Source organism: Streptomyces olivaceoviridis, assembly GCF_014650115.1.
In the GTDB taxonomy this organism is placed as follows: domain Bacteria; phylum Actinomycetota; class Actinomycetes; order Streptomycetales; family Streptomycetaceae; genus Streptomyces; species Streptomyces olivaceoviridis.
In genome coordinates, this window is the sequence record NZ_BMUI01000005.1 from 433,832 (window position 1) to 447,748 (window position 13,917).

At 72.9% G+C, this 13,917-nt stretch carries 14 protein-coding genes; 7 read left to right on the plus strand and 7 right to left on the minus strand.

Annotated features, from left to right (window positions below):
• Nucleotides 1-174 precede the first annotated feature (174 nt).
• The 3 genes from IE273_RS13225 to hemC all read left to right on the plus strand — a co-directional run bounded on the left by IE273_RS13225 (nucleotide 175) and on the right by hemC (nucleotide 4,499).
• The gene (locus IE273_RS13225; protein WP_189815309.1) at nucleotides 175-1,650 is read left to right on the plus strand and encodes an MFS transporter; all 1,476 of its coding nucleotides are present in this window, start codon (nucleotides 175-177) and stop codon (nucleotides 1,648-1,650) included.
• Between the two features lie 908 nt (nucleotides 1,651-2,558).
• Nucleotides 2,559-3,539 (plus strand): ATP-dependent DNA ligase, encoded by a 981-nt coding sequence (locus tag IE273_RS13230; RefSeq protein WP_189815366.1) that lies wholly within the window; start codon nucleotides 2,559-2,561, stop codon nucleotides 3,537-3,539.
• 24 nt (nucleotides 3,540-3,563) lie between these two features.
• Nucleotides 3,564-4,499 carry a hydroxymethylbilane synthase gene (gene hemC / locus IE273_RS13235; protein ID WP_189815310.1) on the plus strand — a complete coding sequence of 312 codons (936 nt, stop codon included), beginning with the start codon at nucleotides 3,564-3,566 and terminating at the stop codon, nucleotides 4,497-4,499.
• A gap of 30 nt (nucleotides 4,500-4,529) precedes the next feature.
• Here hemC and IE273_RS13240 read toward each other — a convergent pair whose 3' ends face one another.
• The 4 genes from IE273_RS13240 to IE273_RS13255 all read right to left on the minus strand — a co-directional run bounded on the left by IE273_RS13240 (nucleotide 4,530) and on the right by IE273_RS13255 (nucleotide 7,542).
• Nucleotides 4,530-5,054, minus strand: a complete 525-nt coding sequence (locus IE273_RS13240) for a hypothetical protein (protein WP_189815311.1) — start codon at nucleotides 5,052-5,054, stop codon at nucleotides 4,530-4,532.
• A 190-nt stretch (nucleotides 5,055-5,244) separates the two neighbouring features.
• Nucleotides 5,245-6,105 carry an ABC transporter permease gene (locus tag IE273_RS13245; protein ID WP_189815312.1) on the minus strand — a complete coding sequence of 287 codons (861 nt, stop codon included), beginning with the start codon at nucleotides 6,103-6,105 and terminating at the stop codon, nucleotides 5,245-5,247.
• Nucleotides 6,065-6,904 (minus strand): ABC transporter ATP-binding protein, encoded by an 840-nt coding sequence (locus IE273_RS13250; protein ID WP_189815367.1) that lies wholly within the window; start codon nucleotides 6,902-6,904, stop codon nucleotides 6,065-6,067. The genes IE273_RS13245 and IE273_RS13250 overlap by 41 nt, the downstream gene beginning before the upstream one ends.
• Nucleotides 6,905-7,086: 182 nt before the next feature.
• Complete coding sequence (locus tag IE273_RS13255) at nucleotides 7,087-7,542, minus strand: MarR family winged helix-turn-helix transcriptional regulator (RefSeq protein ID WP_189815313.1); 456 nt, start codon at nucleotides 7,540-7,542, stop codon at nucleotides 7,087-7,089.
• A gap of 284 nt (nucleotides 7,543-7,826) precedes the next feature.
• On the opposite strand from IE273_RS13255, the gene IE273_RS13260 reads away from it, so the two are divergent.
• Nucleotides 7,827-8,624: an RNA polymerase sigma factor SigF gene (locus tag IE273_RS13260; protein WP_189815314.1), complete on the plus strand. Its 798-nt coding sequence runs from the start codon at nucleotides 7,827-7,829 to the stop codon at nucleotides 8,622-8,624.
• A 54-nt stretch (nucleotides 8,625-8,678) separates the two neighbouring features.
• On the opposite strand, the gene IE273_RS13265 is transcribed toward IE273_RS13260, so the two are convergent.
• On the minus strand, nucleotides 8,679-8,993 hold the full coding sequence (locus IE273_RS13265) for an ANTAR domain-containing protein (protein ID WP_014670708.1): 315 nt from the start codon (nucleotides 8,991-8,993) through the stop codon (nucleotides 8,679-8,681).
• 128 nt (nucleotides 8,994-9,121) lie between these two features.
• Between IE273_RS13265 and IE273_RS13270 the strand changes: the two genes are divergently transcribed.
• Nucleotides 9,122-9,931 (plus strand): VOC family protein, encoded by an 810-nt coding sequence (locus IE273_RS13270; protein WP_189815315.1) that lies wholly within the window; start codon nucleotides 9,122-9,124, stop codon nucleotides 9,929-9,931.
• A 72-nt stretch (nucleotides 9,932-10,003) separates the two neighbouring features.
• Here the strand turns inward: IE273_RS13270 and glgX are convergent, their stop codons facing one another.
• Both glgX and IE273_RS13280 read right to left on the minus strand, forming a co-directional pair.
• On the minus strand, nucleotides 10,004-12,148 hold the full coding sequence (gene glgX / locus IE273_RS13275) for a glycogen debranching protein GlgX (RefSeq protein ID WP_229887212.1): 2,145 nt from the start codon (nucleotides 12,146-12,148) through the stop codon (nucleotides 10,004-10,006).
• Complete coding sequence (locus IE273_RS13280) at nucleotides 12,145-12,657, minus strand: pep a2 (RefSeq protein WP_189815316.1); 513 nt, start codon at nucleotides 12,655-12,657, stop codon at nucleotides 12,145-12,147. Before IE273_RS13280 ends, glgX begins: the two co-directional genes overlap by 4 nt.
• A 305-nt stretch (nucleotides 12,658-12,962) precedes the next feature.
• On the opposite strand from IE273_RS13280, the gene IE273_RS13285 reads away from it, so the two are divergent.
• Nucleotides 12,963-13,262, plus strand: coding sequence for a DUF5133 domain-containing protein (locus IE273_RS13285; RefSeq protein ID WP_041665878.1), 300 nt, complete (start codon nucleotides 12,963-12,965; stop codon nucleotides 13,260-13,262).
• A 109-nt stretch (nucleotides 13,263-13,371) separates the two neighbouring features.
• Nucleotides 13,372-13,917, plus strand: a 546-nt coding sequence (locus IE273_RS13290; RefSeq protein WP_189815317.1) for a maltotransferase domain-containing protein, incomplete at its 3' end; no start/stop codon positions are given.

Genomic DNA, 13,917 nt, shown 5'->3' on the forward strand with positions numbered 1-13,917 from the left:
CGGCGGGGACGGGCCCCCGCGTGCCGCCGCTCCATGCCGCTACAGTAAGTCAAGCAGTTGACTTAAACGAAGTGTCGGTCACTCGTCCGGTCCTTCGGCTCGCCCTCGTTCCCTGCCCCGCTGTTCCTTGTTCCCTGTTCGTTCCCTGTTCCCTGTTCCCTGGAAGGTCCTCCTATGTCCGACGCCCCCGCCCGGCCCGCCGAGGCCGGCCGTTCCGCTCCGGCACGGCCGGGTGCCGTGGTCGCGGTGCTGGCCCTGGCCGGTATCACCGTGTCGCTGATGCAGACCCTGGTGATCCCGATCGTCCCGGAGCTGCCCGGCTATCTGCACGCCTCGGCGTCCGACGCCGCCTGGGCGGTCACGGCCACGCTGCTGGCCGCCGCCGTCGCCACCCCGGTGGCCGGCCGGCTCGGCGACATGTTCGGCAAGCGGCGCCTGCTGATGGTCAGCCTCGTGCTGCTGGTGGCCGGCTCGGTGGTGTGCGCGCTCAGCGACACGCTCGTCCCGATGATCGTCGGCCGTGCGCTCCAGGGGCTCGCCGCCGCCGTGGTCCCGCTGGGCATCAGCATCATGCGCGACGAGCTGCCGCCGGAGAAGCTGGCCGGTTCGACCGCCCTGATGAGCGCCTCGCTGGGCGTCGGCGGCGCGCTCGGGCTGCCCTCGGCGGCCTTCATCGCCGACCACTTCGACTGGCACGTACTGTTCTGGACCTCCGCGAGCCTCGGCGTCGTCGCGTTCGTGTGCGTGCTGGGCCTGGTACCGGAGTCGAGCGTGCGTACGGGTGGGCGCTTCGACGTGGCCGGCGCGCTGGGCATGGCCGTCGGCCTGGTCTCCCTGCTCCTGGCCATTTCCAAGGGCGCCGACTGGGGCTGGGGCAGCGGCACCACGCTGGGCCTGTTCGCCCTCGCCGTCGTCGTCCTGCTGGGCTGGGGCCTCTTCGAGCTGTGCACCGCGCAGCCGCTGGTCGACCTGCGCACCACCGTCCGCCGCCAGGTGCTGTTCACCAACCTGGCCTCCATCGCGTTCGGCTTCTCGATGTTCGCGATGTCCCTGGTCCTGCCACAGCTCCTCCAGCTGCCGACCCAGACCGGCTACGGCCTCGGCAGGTCCATGCTCACCGTCGGTCTGGTGATGGCGCCGCAGGGCCTGGTGATGATGGCCATGGCCCCGGTCTCCGCCGTGATCACCAAATCCCGGGGGCCGAAGATCACGCTCATGATCGGAGCGGTCATCGTCGCCGCCGGGTACGCGCTCAGCATCGTGCTGATGAGCGAGGTCTGGCACCTGGTCCTGGTCTCCTGCGTCATCGGCGCGGGTGTCGGCTTCGCCTACGGCGCCATGCCCGCGCTGATCATGGGCGCGGTCCCGGCGTCGGAGACGGCCGCCGCGAACAGCCTCAACACGCTGATGCGGTCCATCGGAACGTCGGTGGCCAGCGCGGTCGCGGGCGTGATCCTGGCCCAGCTGACGATCAGCCTCGGCGGCCACGCGCTGCCGTCCGAGAACGGCTTCAAGGCGGTCATGGCACTCGGCGCGGGCGCGGCGGCCCTCGCCTTCGTCCTCGCCTCCTTCCTCCCCCGCCACCACCCCGACACCCCGGCCCCGACCCCGACCCCGACCCCGGAACCGACGACCGAACGGGTCGCCTGAGCGGAACTCTGCCGGCCGAGCGGAGCGGCCGAGGGGCCCCTGCCGCCGGAACGGGTCGCCTGGGCAGCACTCGGCCGGCCGGGCGGGGCGAATGGCGGATCTGCCGCCGGAACGGAGCGGCGAAGCGGCCTCTCCCGCCGGAACGGGTCGCCTGAGCAAACTCCGCCGGCCGGGCGGGGAGACCGAGCAGGCCCCGTCTCCCCGCCCGGCAATCCCGGCACCGACGACCGAACCGCTCGCTGATCACGACTGCGTCAGCTGAGCGGGGCGAGCGAGCGGGCCGCGCCACCGGAACGGGTCAGCTGAGGGGGACTCGTGGGCCGCCCGGCTGCCCCCGTCCGGGGCGGCCCTCGGCGGTCCCTCCCGCCGCACCGGGCCGGTCCGGTGCCGTGACCACCCGCCCAGGCGACACCGGGCCCGTTCACGCGGGCCCGGTACGGCGCACCGGCTCGTCCCGGCCGCGACTCCCCCGCCGCGCCGCCCCGGCGCCCGCCCACAGTCCGTCCCCACCGGCACGCCCCCCGTGGCCCCGCACCGGCCACAGCCCCTCCCCGCCACCACTCCCCCACCGCGTCGCCCCAGCGTCCCCGCCCAGCCGGTACCCGCAGCACACCCCGCCCGCCCAGCGCCCGGTAGCCGCCCCGCGCCCCGTCCGGCGGCACCGACCCCCGCACCGACCCGGCACCCACGCACGCTCCGTCCCCACCGGTACGCCCCCGAGCGCCCCACACCGGCCACGGTCCGTCCCCGCCGCCACGCCCCCGCGCGGTCCCGCCCCGTGCCGCTCCAGCCCGGCCGGCGGGCGCCCGGTGCCCGTGCCCGTGTCCGTCGCGGGACCGTTCAGGGGAACCCGGGGGGAAAGGGGCGTGACGGCGTCGGGGGTGGTCGAGATCTCTGCCGTGACCGCCGTGACCCTGCCGCTCATTCCGCCCATGCTCGCGACGCCCGGCAGCCTGCCGCCCGCCGCGCAGGACGCGCGGTGGGCGTACGAGACCAAGCAGGACGGCCAGCGGGCGATGGTGTACCTGCCCGGCGACGGCAGTGTGCTGCTGCGCGCCCGCTCGGGCGAGGACATCACCGGTGCCTACCCGGAGCTGCGGCCGCTCGGCGGGGCGCTGGGCACCACGCCCGCGGTGCTGGACGGGGAGGTGCTGGCCCTGGACGCGCGGGGCCGGGCCGACTTCCAGCTCCTCCAGAGCCGGATGGGCCTCGCACACGCCCCCGCGCGGGCGGCGCGCCGGGCCGCGCAGGTCCCGGTGCACCTGGTGCTGTTCGACGTGCCCCATCTGGAGGAGTCCCTGGTACGGCTGCCGTACGTCCGGCGGCGGGCGCGGCTGGAGGAACTGGGGCTCGCGGGGCCGTACTGGTCGACGCCGGGAGCGGTGACCGGGCACGGCGCCGAGGCGCTCGCGGCGACCAGGGAACACGGCCTGGAGGGCCTGGTGTGCAAGCGGCTGGACTCGGTGTACGAACCCGGCGTGCGCTCCCGCGCCTGGATCAAGATCCGGAACATGCGGGCCGAGGACGTGATCGTCGGCGGCTGGCTGCCCGGCAAGGGGCGGCTGACCGGACTGCCCGGCGCGGTGCTGGTCGGCCAGCGCGACCCGGAGGGCCGGCTGCGGTACGTCGGCGGGGTGGGCACCGGCTGGAGCGAGGCCGAGCGCGTCCGGCTGGCGGACCTGCTGCGGGACACGGCGAGCGACCGGTGCCCCTTCGCGCCCGTGCCGCGGGTGCCCGGCGCCCGCTGGGTGCTGCCCCGGCTGGTGGGCGAGGTCGGCTACAGCACCCGTACCCGCAACGGCATGCTGCGCCAGCCCTCCTGGCTGCGGCTGCGCCCGGATCTCACCCCGGAGGAGTCGGCGGCCGACCTGCCCGGGGAATCCGGCTGAGGCCGGTGGGTCTATCGTGTCCGCATGCCGGTTCCCGAACTGATCCGAATCGTCTCCCGCGACTCGCCCATGGCCCTGGCCCAAGTCGAACGGGTCCGCGCCGAGTTGGCGGTGCTGCACCCGGGCGTGCGCACCACGGTCGTACCGGTGAAGACCACCGGTGACAAGTGGCTCGGCGATCTGTCCCAGGTCGAGGGCAAGGGGGCGTTCACCAAGGAGGTGGACGCCGCCCTGCTGGCCGGGGAGGCGGATCTCGCGGTGCACTGCGTCAAGGACGTGCCCGCCGACCGGCCGCTGCCGGCCGGGACGGTGTTCGCCGCGTTCCTGAAGCGGGACGACATCCGGGACGCGCTGGTGCACCCGGACGGGCTCACCCTGGACGAGTTGCCGCCCGGCACCCGGATCGGCACCTCCGCGGTGCGTCGCATCGCCCAACTGGCCGCCACCCACCCGCACCTGGAGTGCGTGCCCTTCCGGGGCAACGCCAACCGCCGGCTGGAGAAGCTGGCCGCCGGTGAGGCGGACGCGCTGCTGCTGGCGGTGTCCGGCCTGGAGCGCATCGGGCGGACGGACGTGATCAGCGAGGTACTGTCCCCGGAGACGATGATGCCGCCGATCGGCGCGGGCATCGTCGCGTTGCAGTGCCGGGAGGACGACAGCGAGCTGATCGACGCGGTCAGCGGGCTCAGCGACCCGGCCACCCACCGGGAGGCGACGGCCGAACGGATGTTCCTGCACGTGTTGCAGGGACACTGCAACAGCCCCATCGCCGGGTACGCGCGGGTGGACCGGAGCGGGGAACTCTCCCTGCGCGCCTGTGTCTTCACCCCGGACGGCAAGACCCGGCTGAACGCCCACGAGTGGGCGGGCCGGCTCGATCCGGCCACCCTCGGCACCTCGGTCGCGGTGGCGCTGCTGCGGCAGGGCGCGCGCGAGATCATCGACGGCATCCCGCACTGAGCGTCGTACGACGCTCCGCGCGGGCGCTCGTCAGGCGGAACCGGGCTCGGTCTGGTCCCTCAGGAACGCGCTGACCTGGTGGGCCAGGCTGCCCTGTCCGGTGCCCGCGGGTGCGGCCGGCGCGGCGGGCTCCACGATGCCGATGCCGCCCGCCCACAGCCGGCGGTCGGCCCACTCGTCCTCCACCCGCAGCTGCACCTGCACGTCCACGTGCGTGAGGGCGGCCTCGGGCGCGGCGGCGTAGAGGACGGCGGTGGCCCGGCGCAGCGGGTAGACGTCGAAGCCCTCGATGAACTGGGAGTTGCGCCAGTCGATGAAGGCGCCCTCGCCGTCCGGACCTACGCGGACGTCGATCTGGCCGTCCTCCAGGTGGATGCCGTAGTGCCGCGCGCCGCGGTTCTCCACGGTCACCCGGACGCTGAAGTACGTCAGCCCGGCGGCGGCGTCGTCCCGTCCGCGCGGCGGCTCGGCCGGCTCCAGGCGGTGGACGCGGACCCGCAGACCGGCATGCTCCTCGTACTCCTGCCAGTCCCCGACCACGTTCGGCTCGTACACAGTGCCCCTCTCGACCTTCGAGAGCTGCTGTCTATCTGTGCGCTCAGCGCACTGTCAAATGCGCGTAATGCGCTGTGGCCAGGGGATTCACCCGCTTTGATCGGTGATCAAGCGCTGCCCAGGAAGAATCGGTATCCGGCCCCTCGCGGCCGGGTACGCGCGCGTGCCGCACATCACGTCCGCGGCAAGATCAGCGGGCCAGCCGGCCGAGCAGTGCGGAGGCCGCGGTGATGCCCGCCGCGGCGGCCACCGTCAGCACCGCGAAGTCGGCGGCGAGATGCGCGGGTGTACCGAGCAGCAGGCCCCGCAGGGCGTCCACTTGATAGCTCAGCGGGTTGACCTTGCTGACCGCCTGGAGCCAGCCCGGCATCACGGACACGGGGTAGAGGGCGTTGGAGCCGAAGAACAGTGGCATGGTGATCGCCTGCCCGAAGCCCATCAGCCGGTCGCGGCTGAGCACGATCCCCGCGATGGTCATCGACAGGCAGGAGAAGAACACGGAGGCGAGGACCACCGCGAGTGCGACGCCGAGCAGCTTGAGCGGGTTCCAGGTGAGGGCGACGCCGAGCAGGGCGGCGATCACGATCACGACGACCGCCTGGACCAGCGACTTCACCCCGGCCGCGAAGGCCTTGCCGGTGATCAGGGCCGAGCGCGGGGTCGGGGTGACGAGCAGCTTGTTCAGGATGCCCGCGTCCCGCTCCCAGATGATCTGGATGCCGTAGAAGATCGCGATGAACATCGCCGACTGGGCGATGATGCCGGGTGCCAGGTAGTCGATGTACGGGACCCCGCCGGTGGGTATCGCCCGGATCCGGGTGAAGGTCTGGCCGAAGATCAGCAGCCACAGGGCGGGCTGGACCGCGCGGGTGTACAGCTCGGTCCGGTCGTGGCGCAGCTTCTGGAGCTCGACGGCGCACATGGCGATCACCCGGGCGGGCAGGACGCGCCAGCCCGCGCGCGGTACGGGCGGGGTGAGCAGCAGGGCGATGCCGTCTCCGGTGCTGCCGTCAGCCGACGCGGCGCGCGGTGCGGCGGGTGCTTCGGACATCGCGGAAACCTCCTCCGGAGTGGTCGTCGAGGCCGCTGCCGGCGACGTCGCGGAAGACGTCCTCCAGCGTGGGCAGGCGGTCGGCGCCCCGCCGCTCGGCGAGGCCGTGGCGCAGTGCCGTCGGGGTGCCGAGGGCGCGGACCCGGCCACGGTGCATGAGGCCGACCCGGTCGCAGTACTGGTCGGCCTCGTCCATGTAGTGGGTGGTGACCAGGACGGTCATGCCGGTGGCGGCGCGTACGGCGTTGATGTGCTCCCAGACGCCGGTGCGGGCGATCGGGTCCAGGCCGATCGTGGGCTCGTCCAGGATCAGCAGCCGGGGTGCGCTGACCAGGGCCTGGGCGAGTTCCAGGCGGCGGACCATGCCGCCGGAGTAGGTCCCGGCCAGCCGGTCGGCGGCGTCGGCGAGGCCGACGGCGGCGAGGGCCTGGGTGACGCGTGCGGCGCGCTCGCGGCGCGGCACGTCGAAGACCCGGGCGAACAGGGCGACGTTCTCCCGGCCGGTGAGTGCGCTGTCGGCGGACAGCTGCTGCGGGACGTAGCCGAGCAGCCGGCGCACCGCCATCCGTTCCTTGGCGGCGTCGTGCCCGAAGACGCGGACCATGCCGGCCGGGACGGGCAGCAGTGTGGTGATGCAGCGGATGGCGGTGGTCTTGCCGGCCCCGTTGGGGCCCAGCAGCCCGAACACCTCGCCCTCCCGGACGGCCAGATCGAGCCCGTCGACGGCGCGGGTCTCACCGAAGGCATGGGCGAGCCCGGTGCAGGACACGGCTTCGACGGAGACACGGTCCGCGGCCACGGAGGAAGCCCCGACGGCGCCTGGCGCGCCCTCCGCCGGACCGGCCGGACCACCCTCGAAGCCCCCAGGGCCCTCCGAGGCCACCGGGGCACCGGCGGGGGCACCGGACCTGCTGGGGGTCTCAGCCGTACCGGCGACGTCGGGCGTACCGCCCGTCCCGGAGCCGTCAGGCTTGTCGCTCGTCATGTTTCCTCGGCCTCCTCGTGCAGCATGACGGCCAGCCTGCGCAGGGCCGGCAGGGCCGCGCGCAGGGCCTCGCGGTCGGCCTCGCCGAGCCGGGAGACATGCCGGCCGACCAGTTCGGCCCGGCGGCGCTGCCAGTCCGCGAGCCGCTGCTCGGCGGCCCCGGTCAGCAGCAGCCGGGCGGCCCGCCGGTCGGCCGGGTCGGTCTCGCGGACCAGATAGCCGTCCCGGACGAGCTGGTTGACCAGGGTCGAGACGGAGTTCCCGGCCAGGTGCAGCCGACGGGCCGCGTCCGAGACACCGATGCCGGGCCGGGACTCGACGAGCCGCAGCAGTTCGACCTCGGCGCCGCGCAGCCGGGGCGCGGTGAGCCCGCCGCGCAGCCGGCGCCGGATCAGCCGCTGGATGCGCACCAGCGCGTCGGCCAGTTGCTCCGGAAAGGTGTCGGCGTCCACGCTTCGGAGATTACCTCTGCTACAGAGGTATTGCTCCCCAAGGACTTCCGAAGGGCTCTCCAAGGGCTCCCCAAAGGGCGGCCGAGAGCACTTCGCCCGAATCTCCCTGTATGCACATATTTGTTTTGAGATGCCCCTCAGCGGGAATGGGCACACCAGTGCTTCGGACAGGAGGCACGTCCGTGGGAGCCGGCCCTCGCCGGACGCCCCGGTGTCCTATCCATGGTCCGAGCGCACCTCCCACGGTGTCTGTCATCCAGCACCTGCTGAGAGAGGTGCGCGCGATGCGTGTCACTGGCAGCACGAAACCCCATCCACACGACGACGCCCCGGACACCAGCGCCGCTTTCGAGCGGCTCGCCGGGCTGTCCGACGGTCCCGAGCGCCAGGCGCTGCGGGACGAGCTCGTCCGGTTGTGGCTGCCCATGGCCGAGCGGATCGCCGTACGGTTCCGCGGCCGGGGCGAGGCCCTGGAGGACCTGTACCAGGTGGCCGCGCTGGGCCTGGTCAAGGCCGTCGACCACTACGATCCCGACCGCGGCCGGGCCTTCGAGGCCTACGCGGTGCCCACCATCACGGGGGAGATCAAGCGCCACTTCCGCGACCACATGTGGACCCTGCACGTGCCGCGCCGGGTGCAGGACCTGCGCAACCGGGTCCGTGCCGCCACCAAGGAGCTGGCGCAGACGACGCCGGGCCGGGCGCCCACCGTCGCCGAGATCGCCGCGTTCACGCGGCTCAGCGAGGACGAGGTGCGCACCGGGATGGAGGCGCTGGAGTGCTTCTCCGCGCTGTCCCTGGACGCCGAGGTGACCGGCACGGACGGCTACGCGCTGGGCGACTCCCTGGGCGGCCCGGACCCGGGGTTCGACCTCGTCGTGGACCGGGCCGCGGTCAAGCCGTGTCTTGAGGCGCTGCCCGAGCGGGAACGCACCATCCTCTACCTGCGGTTCTTCGGCGGTATGACGCAGAGCCGGATCGCCCAGCAGCTCGGTATCTCGCAGATGCACGTCTCGCGGCTGCTCAGCGGCTGCTTCGACCGGCTGCGCGACGAACTGCTCGCGGAGGCCCGAGCCCGCTGAGTCCCTGGTCCCCCGAGGCTCCCGGGAGCCCCCGTTCCGTCGGCTCCCGGGAGCCTACTGCCCCTCGGACCCCGGCACCTGGGTGGGGCCGTAGCGGTCCAGCGCGTCCTCCAGCTCGGCCCTGATCTCGGCCGGGATGTCGCCGCGCCGCCCCCAGATCAGGATCAGCTCGGCGATGTTGCGCAGCTTGATGTTGGTGTGCTGGGAGACCTCCTTCAGCACCTGCCATCCCTGGTCCGGGGTCACCCGGCCGAGGGCCACGACCATCCCGATCGCCTGGTCGATCACCGCGTGGGAGGTCACGGCCTCCTTCAGCTGGTCGACCTCCGCCTGTAGCGCGGCGATCCGGTCCGGCTCGATCTCTCCCATCCCTCCATCGTGCGCAGGGGCCTGCACCCCCGCCACCCGGGGTACTCGACAGGCAGCCCACCCGCTTCCGGTCGGACACTGGTGTCAGACCGGTGGCCGCCCGGCCCCGAGAGCAGGACGCGACTGCCATGAACCACGACACCCGCACCGGCGGCGAGCCACGCAGAACAAAGGTCGTCTCCACCCACTCCGTCTTCGGCGCACCGTGCTGGGTGAGCCTGACCAGCCGCGATCTCCAGGCCACCCAGGACTTCTACGCGGCCGTCCTCGGCTGGCGCTGGCGCAGCGCCAAGCTCGGCGAGCACTTCCGGATCGCCCTGGCGAACGGGGTCCCGGTGGCCGGGATCGCCGCCGTCGCCTCCATGTGGCAGATGGCGGTGGCCTGGACGCCGTACTTCGCCGTACGGGACGCGGACGTGGCCGTGTCCCGGGTGCGGGAGCGCGGCGGCACGGCGGCGGTCGGGCCGCTGTCCTTCCCGCCGGGCCGGGCGGCACTGCTCGCCGACCGGGACGGGGCCACGTTCGGGATCTGGCAGGGCGAACTGGTCGGCAACTGGGAGGCGTGGCGGCAGGCGGCACCGACCTTCGTCCGGCTGCACACCCGGGACGCCTTCGACGCCGCGATCTTCTACGGCGAGGTCCTGGACTGGGCGACCGGGCTGCCGGGCTGCTGCGAGGTCGAGTACGAGGGTGGCGAGGTGGTGCTGCGCAGCCAGGGTGACATCGTGGCGCGCATCGACTCGGGCGCGGTGGAGGCGGCCCCGGACCCCTCGGTACGGCCGCACTGGCAGGTCCATTTCGCGGTGGCCGACGTGCCCGGCTGCGCCCGCACGGCGGAGAAGCACGGCGGCAGCGTGCTGCGCGAGGAGGACACCGAGGCGATCCTGCGCGACCCGGACGGCGCGCAGTTCACGGTGACGTCCCGCCGGAGCCGTTGAGGCCGGCGCTCAAGACGGCGGCGCCGCACCCCCGGACGGGGTGCGGCGCCGCCGTCTCGGTCCCCTGGCCGCCTAGCCGGCGGAACGCGACGGGCGTGACAGCAGGACCAGGCTGCGCGCCTCGACGCGCAGCTTCGTGCTCGCCTTCCGTTCGCGTTCGTCGGGGACGCCCTCGGGGTCGGCGGTGTCGATCAGGGTGGTCCAGCGCTCGCCGAAGGAGTCGTCGGGCAGGCGGAAGACGACCGGCTCCCAGTAGCCGTTGACGCACAGCAGGAAGGAGTCGTCGACCATGCGGCGGCCGTAGGAGTCGCGTTCGGCGATGGCGTCCCCGTTGAGGAAGACCCCGACCGTGTGCGCGTCCCCGCGCTGCCAGTCGCGGTCGGTCATCTCCCGGGCGTCGGGCCGCAGCCACATCAGGTCGGGCAGCGGCTGCCTGGCGTGGGTCGCGGTCTCGCCGCGGAAGAAGCGGCGCCGGCGCAGCACCGGGTGCGCGGCGCGCAGCGCGATCAGACGCCGGGTGAACTCGGCGAGGGCGTGCTGCTCGTCGGTCAGGTCCCAGTCCACCCAGGAGATCTCGTTGTCCTGGCAGTAGGCGTTGTTGTTGCCCCGCTGGGTGCGGCCGAGTTCGTCGCCGTGGCAGAGCATCGGGATGCCCTGCGAGAGCAGCAGCGTGGCCAGCAGGTTGCGCTGCTGGCGGGCCCGCAGTTCGAGCACGGCCGGGTCGTCGGTCTCGCCCTCCACCCCGCAGTTCCAGGACCGGTTGTGGCTCTCGCCGTCCCGGTTCTCCTCGCCGTTCGCCTCGTTGTGCTTGTCGTTGTACGACACCAGGTCGCGCAGGGTGAAACCGTCGTGCGCGGTGACGAAGTTGACGCTCGCGCGCGGCCGGCGCCGGCTGTGCTGGTAGAGGTCGGAGGAGCCGGTGAGCCGGGAGGCGAACTCGCCGAGCGAGCCGGGCTCGGCCCGCCAGAAGTCCCGTACGGCGTCCCGGTACTTGCCGTTCCACTCCGACCACAGCGGCGGGAAGTTGCCCACCTGGTAGCCGCCCTCGCCGACGTCCCAGGGCTCGGCGATGAGCTTGACCCGGCTGATGACGGGGTCCTGCTGGATCAGGTCGAAGAACGCCGAGAGCCGGTCCACCTCGTGGAACTGCCGGGCCAGCGTGGCCGCGAGGTCGAAGCGGAAGCCGTCGACGTGCATCTCGGTGACCCAGTACCGCAGCGAGTCCATGATCAGCTGGAGCACGTAGGGGTGCCGCATCAGCAGGCTGTTGCCGGTGCCGGTGGTGTCGTAGTAGTGGGCCCAGTCGCCGTCGACCAGACGGTAGTAGGAGGCGTTGTCGATGCCCCGGAAGGACAGCGTGGGGCCCCGTTCGTCGCCCTCGGCGGTGTGGTTGTAGACCACGTCGAGGATGACTTCGAGGCCGGCCGCGTGCAGCGCCTTCACCATGGCCTTGAACTCGTTGACCTGCTGGCCGCGGGTGCCGAAGGCGGCGTAGGCGTTGTGCGGGGCGAAGAAGCCGATGGTGTTGTAGCCCCAGTAGTTGGACAGGCCGCGGTCCTGGAGCACGCCGTCCTGGACGAACTGGTGCACCGGCATCAGTTCGACGGCGGTCACCCCGAGCGAGGTGAGGTGCTCGGTCACCGCGGGGTGGGCGAGGCCGGCGTAGGTACCGCGCAGCCGTTCCGGGACGTCCGGGTGGGTCATGGTCAGGCCGCGCACATGGGCCTCGTAGATCACCGAGTCCGCGTACGGCGTCCGGGGCGGGCGGTCGTCGCCCCAGTCGAAGAACGGGTCGGTGACCACGCCCAGCATGGAGTGGCCGGCGCTGTCGGCCGGGGCGGGTCCGTCCGGGGCGCGCTCGTACAGGGAGGCGTGGTTGTCGATCTGGCCGTCCACGGCGCGGGCGTACGGGTCGAGCAGCAGCTTGGCCGGGTTGCAGCGGTGGCCGAGCGCCGGCTGCCAGGGGCCGCGCACCCGGTAGCCGTAGCGCTGGCCGGGTCCGACGCCGGGCAGGTACGCGTGCCACACGAAGCCGTCGACCTCTTGCAGCGGGACAGGCGTGGTGGTGCCGGCGTCGTCGACGAGGATCAGTTCCACGTGCTCGGCGACCTCGCTGAACAGGGCGAAGTTGGTCCCCTGTCCGTCGAAGGCGGCACCCAACGGGTAGGGGTGCCCGCTCCACACGGGCACCCCTTTGCGGCGCTTTCGGGCGGTCACCGGCTGCCCTCCAGGGCGTCGTCACCGGCGGGCGCCGGCGCGGCGAGCACGGCGACCGGCTCCTCGTGCGGCACCGTGCGGCCCTCCCGCAGCGTCGGCGCGGGGGCGGTGGGCACCAGCGGGACGCGCTGGCCGGCGCGGGCGCGCTGCGAGAACCAGATGATCTTGCTGCCGGTGTCCGAGGCGCAGCAGCCCCAGCCGTCGCTCATCGCGGCGATGTCCGCGAGGCAGGACCGCAGGTCCTGGTCAGGGCGCAGATCCGGGTCGTCGTCACCGAAGGCGGTGATGAGGTGCTGGCCGTTCCACCACATCTCGATCGAGGTGTGTTTGTCCGTCGCGTGCTCGTCGATCGCTCGCAGCAGCAGTTCGGCGCCGCGGCAGACGGGGTCCACGAGGTTGTCGAGGTCCCAGTGGCGGAGGTGGGCGGCCAGGATGCGGCTGACCTGTCCCACCCGTTCCGGGCTGACTTCCACGTCGAGGTGGTAGTAGCAGGGCACTGCGGTCTTCATCGTCGCTTGCTCCTCACCGGCGAAGCTCTCGCTCCCCTTGCCCTGTCCGGGAGGGATCCCGGACACATAGCGTGAGCGCTGATCGCTTCTGAGTCACCTCCACGGTGAGCCCACTACGCCATTCGTGCAACACGAGCGCCCGACACCCCCGAATGATTGAAGCTCCAACAAGACGCTGCGTCGTCGCGCGTGCACCATAAGTGAAAGCCTCGATCGCCGTAACGGTGCCGCGCCCTCCCGTGCGCGGACGCCACCCGACCGTCGGGAACGCGCCCAGTCGAGAGCGTGGAAGGTGGCTGAGGGCCATGCTGCTACCCGCCAAGGCCGAAGTGGCCCGGCAGTTGCGGCGTTACCGGGCGTGGGAGCGCGTCATGCTCGCCTCGCCCCACGACCGCACGGTCCGGGCCACCTTCGAGGACTCGGGATACACGCTGTGCGTGCTGATGGGCAAACGCTGCGCCCGCGAAGCCGCGGACGCGGCCGAGCGCTATCTCCGTACGAACCTGGTCACCTACCTGCGCGAGCAGGACGGACGGCCGAAGCCACGCCGGGCGGTCAGAAGAGCGCCGCCGCCGGAGCGGCGTTCCACGGCGCCAAGCCCCTGACCTGGCACCGTACAAGGCGTTCCTCTCGGGACCGGCGCGCGCCGGCCCCGCTTTCGGATCGCGGAGCCGGGCCGGGTGCCCGGCTCCGCGCACGGCGGAGGTGAGATACATGCGCAGGACCCCGGCCATCGGCCGTGTACCGGTACGTGACGTCCGGCCGGCCGTGGAGTGCGGCAGGCGCCCGGCGAAAGCGGTGGCCGGGGAGACCTTCGAGGTCACGGCCACCGTGTTCCGCGAAGGGCACGATGCCGTGGGGGCGAACGTGGTCCTGCGCGATCCCCAGGGCCGCCGGGGCCCCTGGACGCCGATGCGGGAGCTGTCCCCGGGCAGCGACCGCTGGGGTGCGGAGATCACCCCGGACGCGACGGGCCGTTGGACCTTCCGGGTGGAGGCCTGGAGCCATCCGCTGGCGACGTGGCGGCACACCGCGTCCGTGAAGGTGCCGGCCGGGATCGACACCGGCCTGGTCCTGGAGGAGGGCGCCGAGCTGTACGAGCGGGCCGCCGCCGGAGTGCCCAAGGGCCCCGAGCGCGCCCTGGTGCTGGCCGCCGCGCACGCCCTCGGCGACGACTCCCTGTCGGTGCACGACCGTCTGAAGGCGGCGCTGTCCCCGGAGGTGGAGTCGGTCCTCGCCCGGTTCCCGCTGCGGGAGTTG

Bases quoted from the DNA above. Each gene is read 5' to 3' on its own strand.
- hemC (WP_189815310.1), top strand. From the start codon at position 3,564: ATGCCGGTTCCCGAACTGATCCGAATCGTCTCCCGCGACTCGCCCATG.
- IE273_RS13245 (WP_189815312.1), bottom strand. From the start codon at position 6,105: ATGTCCGAAGCACCCGCCGCACCGCGCGCCGCGTCGGCTGACGGCAGC.
- IE273_RS13270 (WP_189815315.1), top strand. From the start codon at position 9,122: ATGAACCACGACACCCGCACCGGCGGCGAGCCACGCAGAACAAAGGTC.
- IE273_RS13225 (WP_189815309.1), top strand. From the start codon at position 175: ATGTCCGACGCCCCCGCCCGGCCCGCCGAGGCCGGCCGTTCCGCTCCG.
- IE273_RS13260 (WP_189815314.1), top strand. From the start codon at position 7,827: ATGCGTGTCACTGGCAGCACGAAACCCCATCCACACGACGACGCCCCG.
- IE273_RS13265 (WP_014670708.1), bottom strand. From the start codon at position 8,993: ATGGGAGAGATCGAGCCGGACCGGATCGCCGCGCTACAGGCGGAGGTC.
- IE273_RS13285 (WP_041665878.1), top strand. From the start codon at position 12,963: ATGCTGCTACCCGCCAAGGCCGAAGTGGCCCGGCAGTTGCGGCGTTAC.
- IE273_RS13280 (WP_189815316.1), bottom strand. From the start codon at position 12,657: ATGAAGACCGCAGTGCCCTGCTACTACCACCTCGACGTGGAAGTCAGC.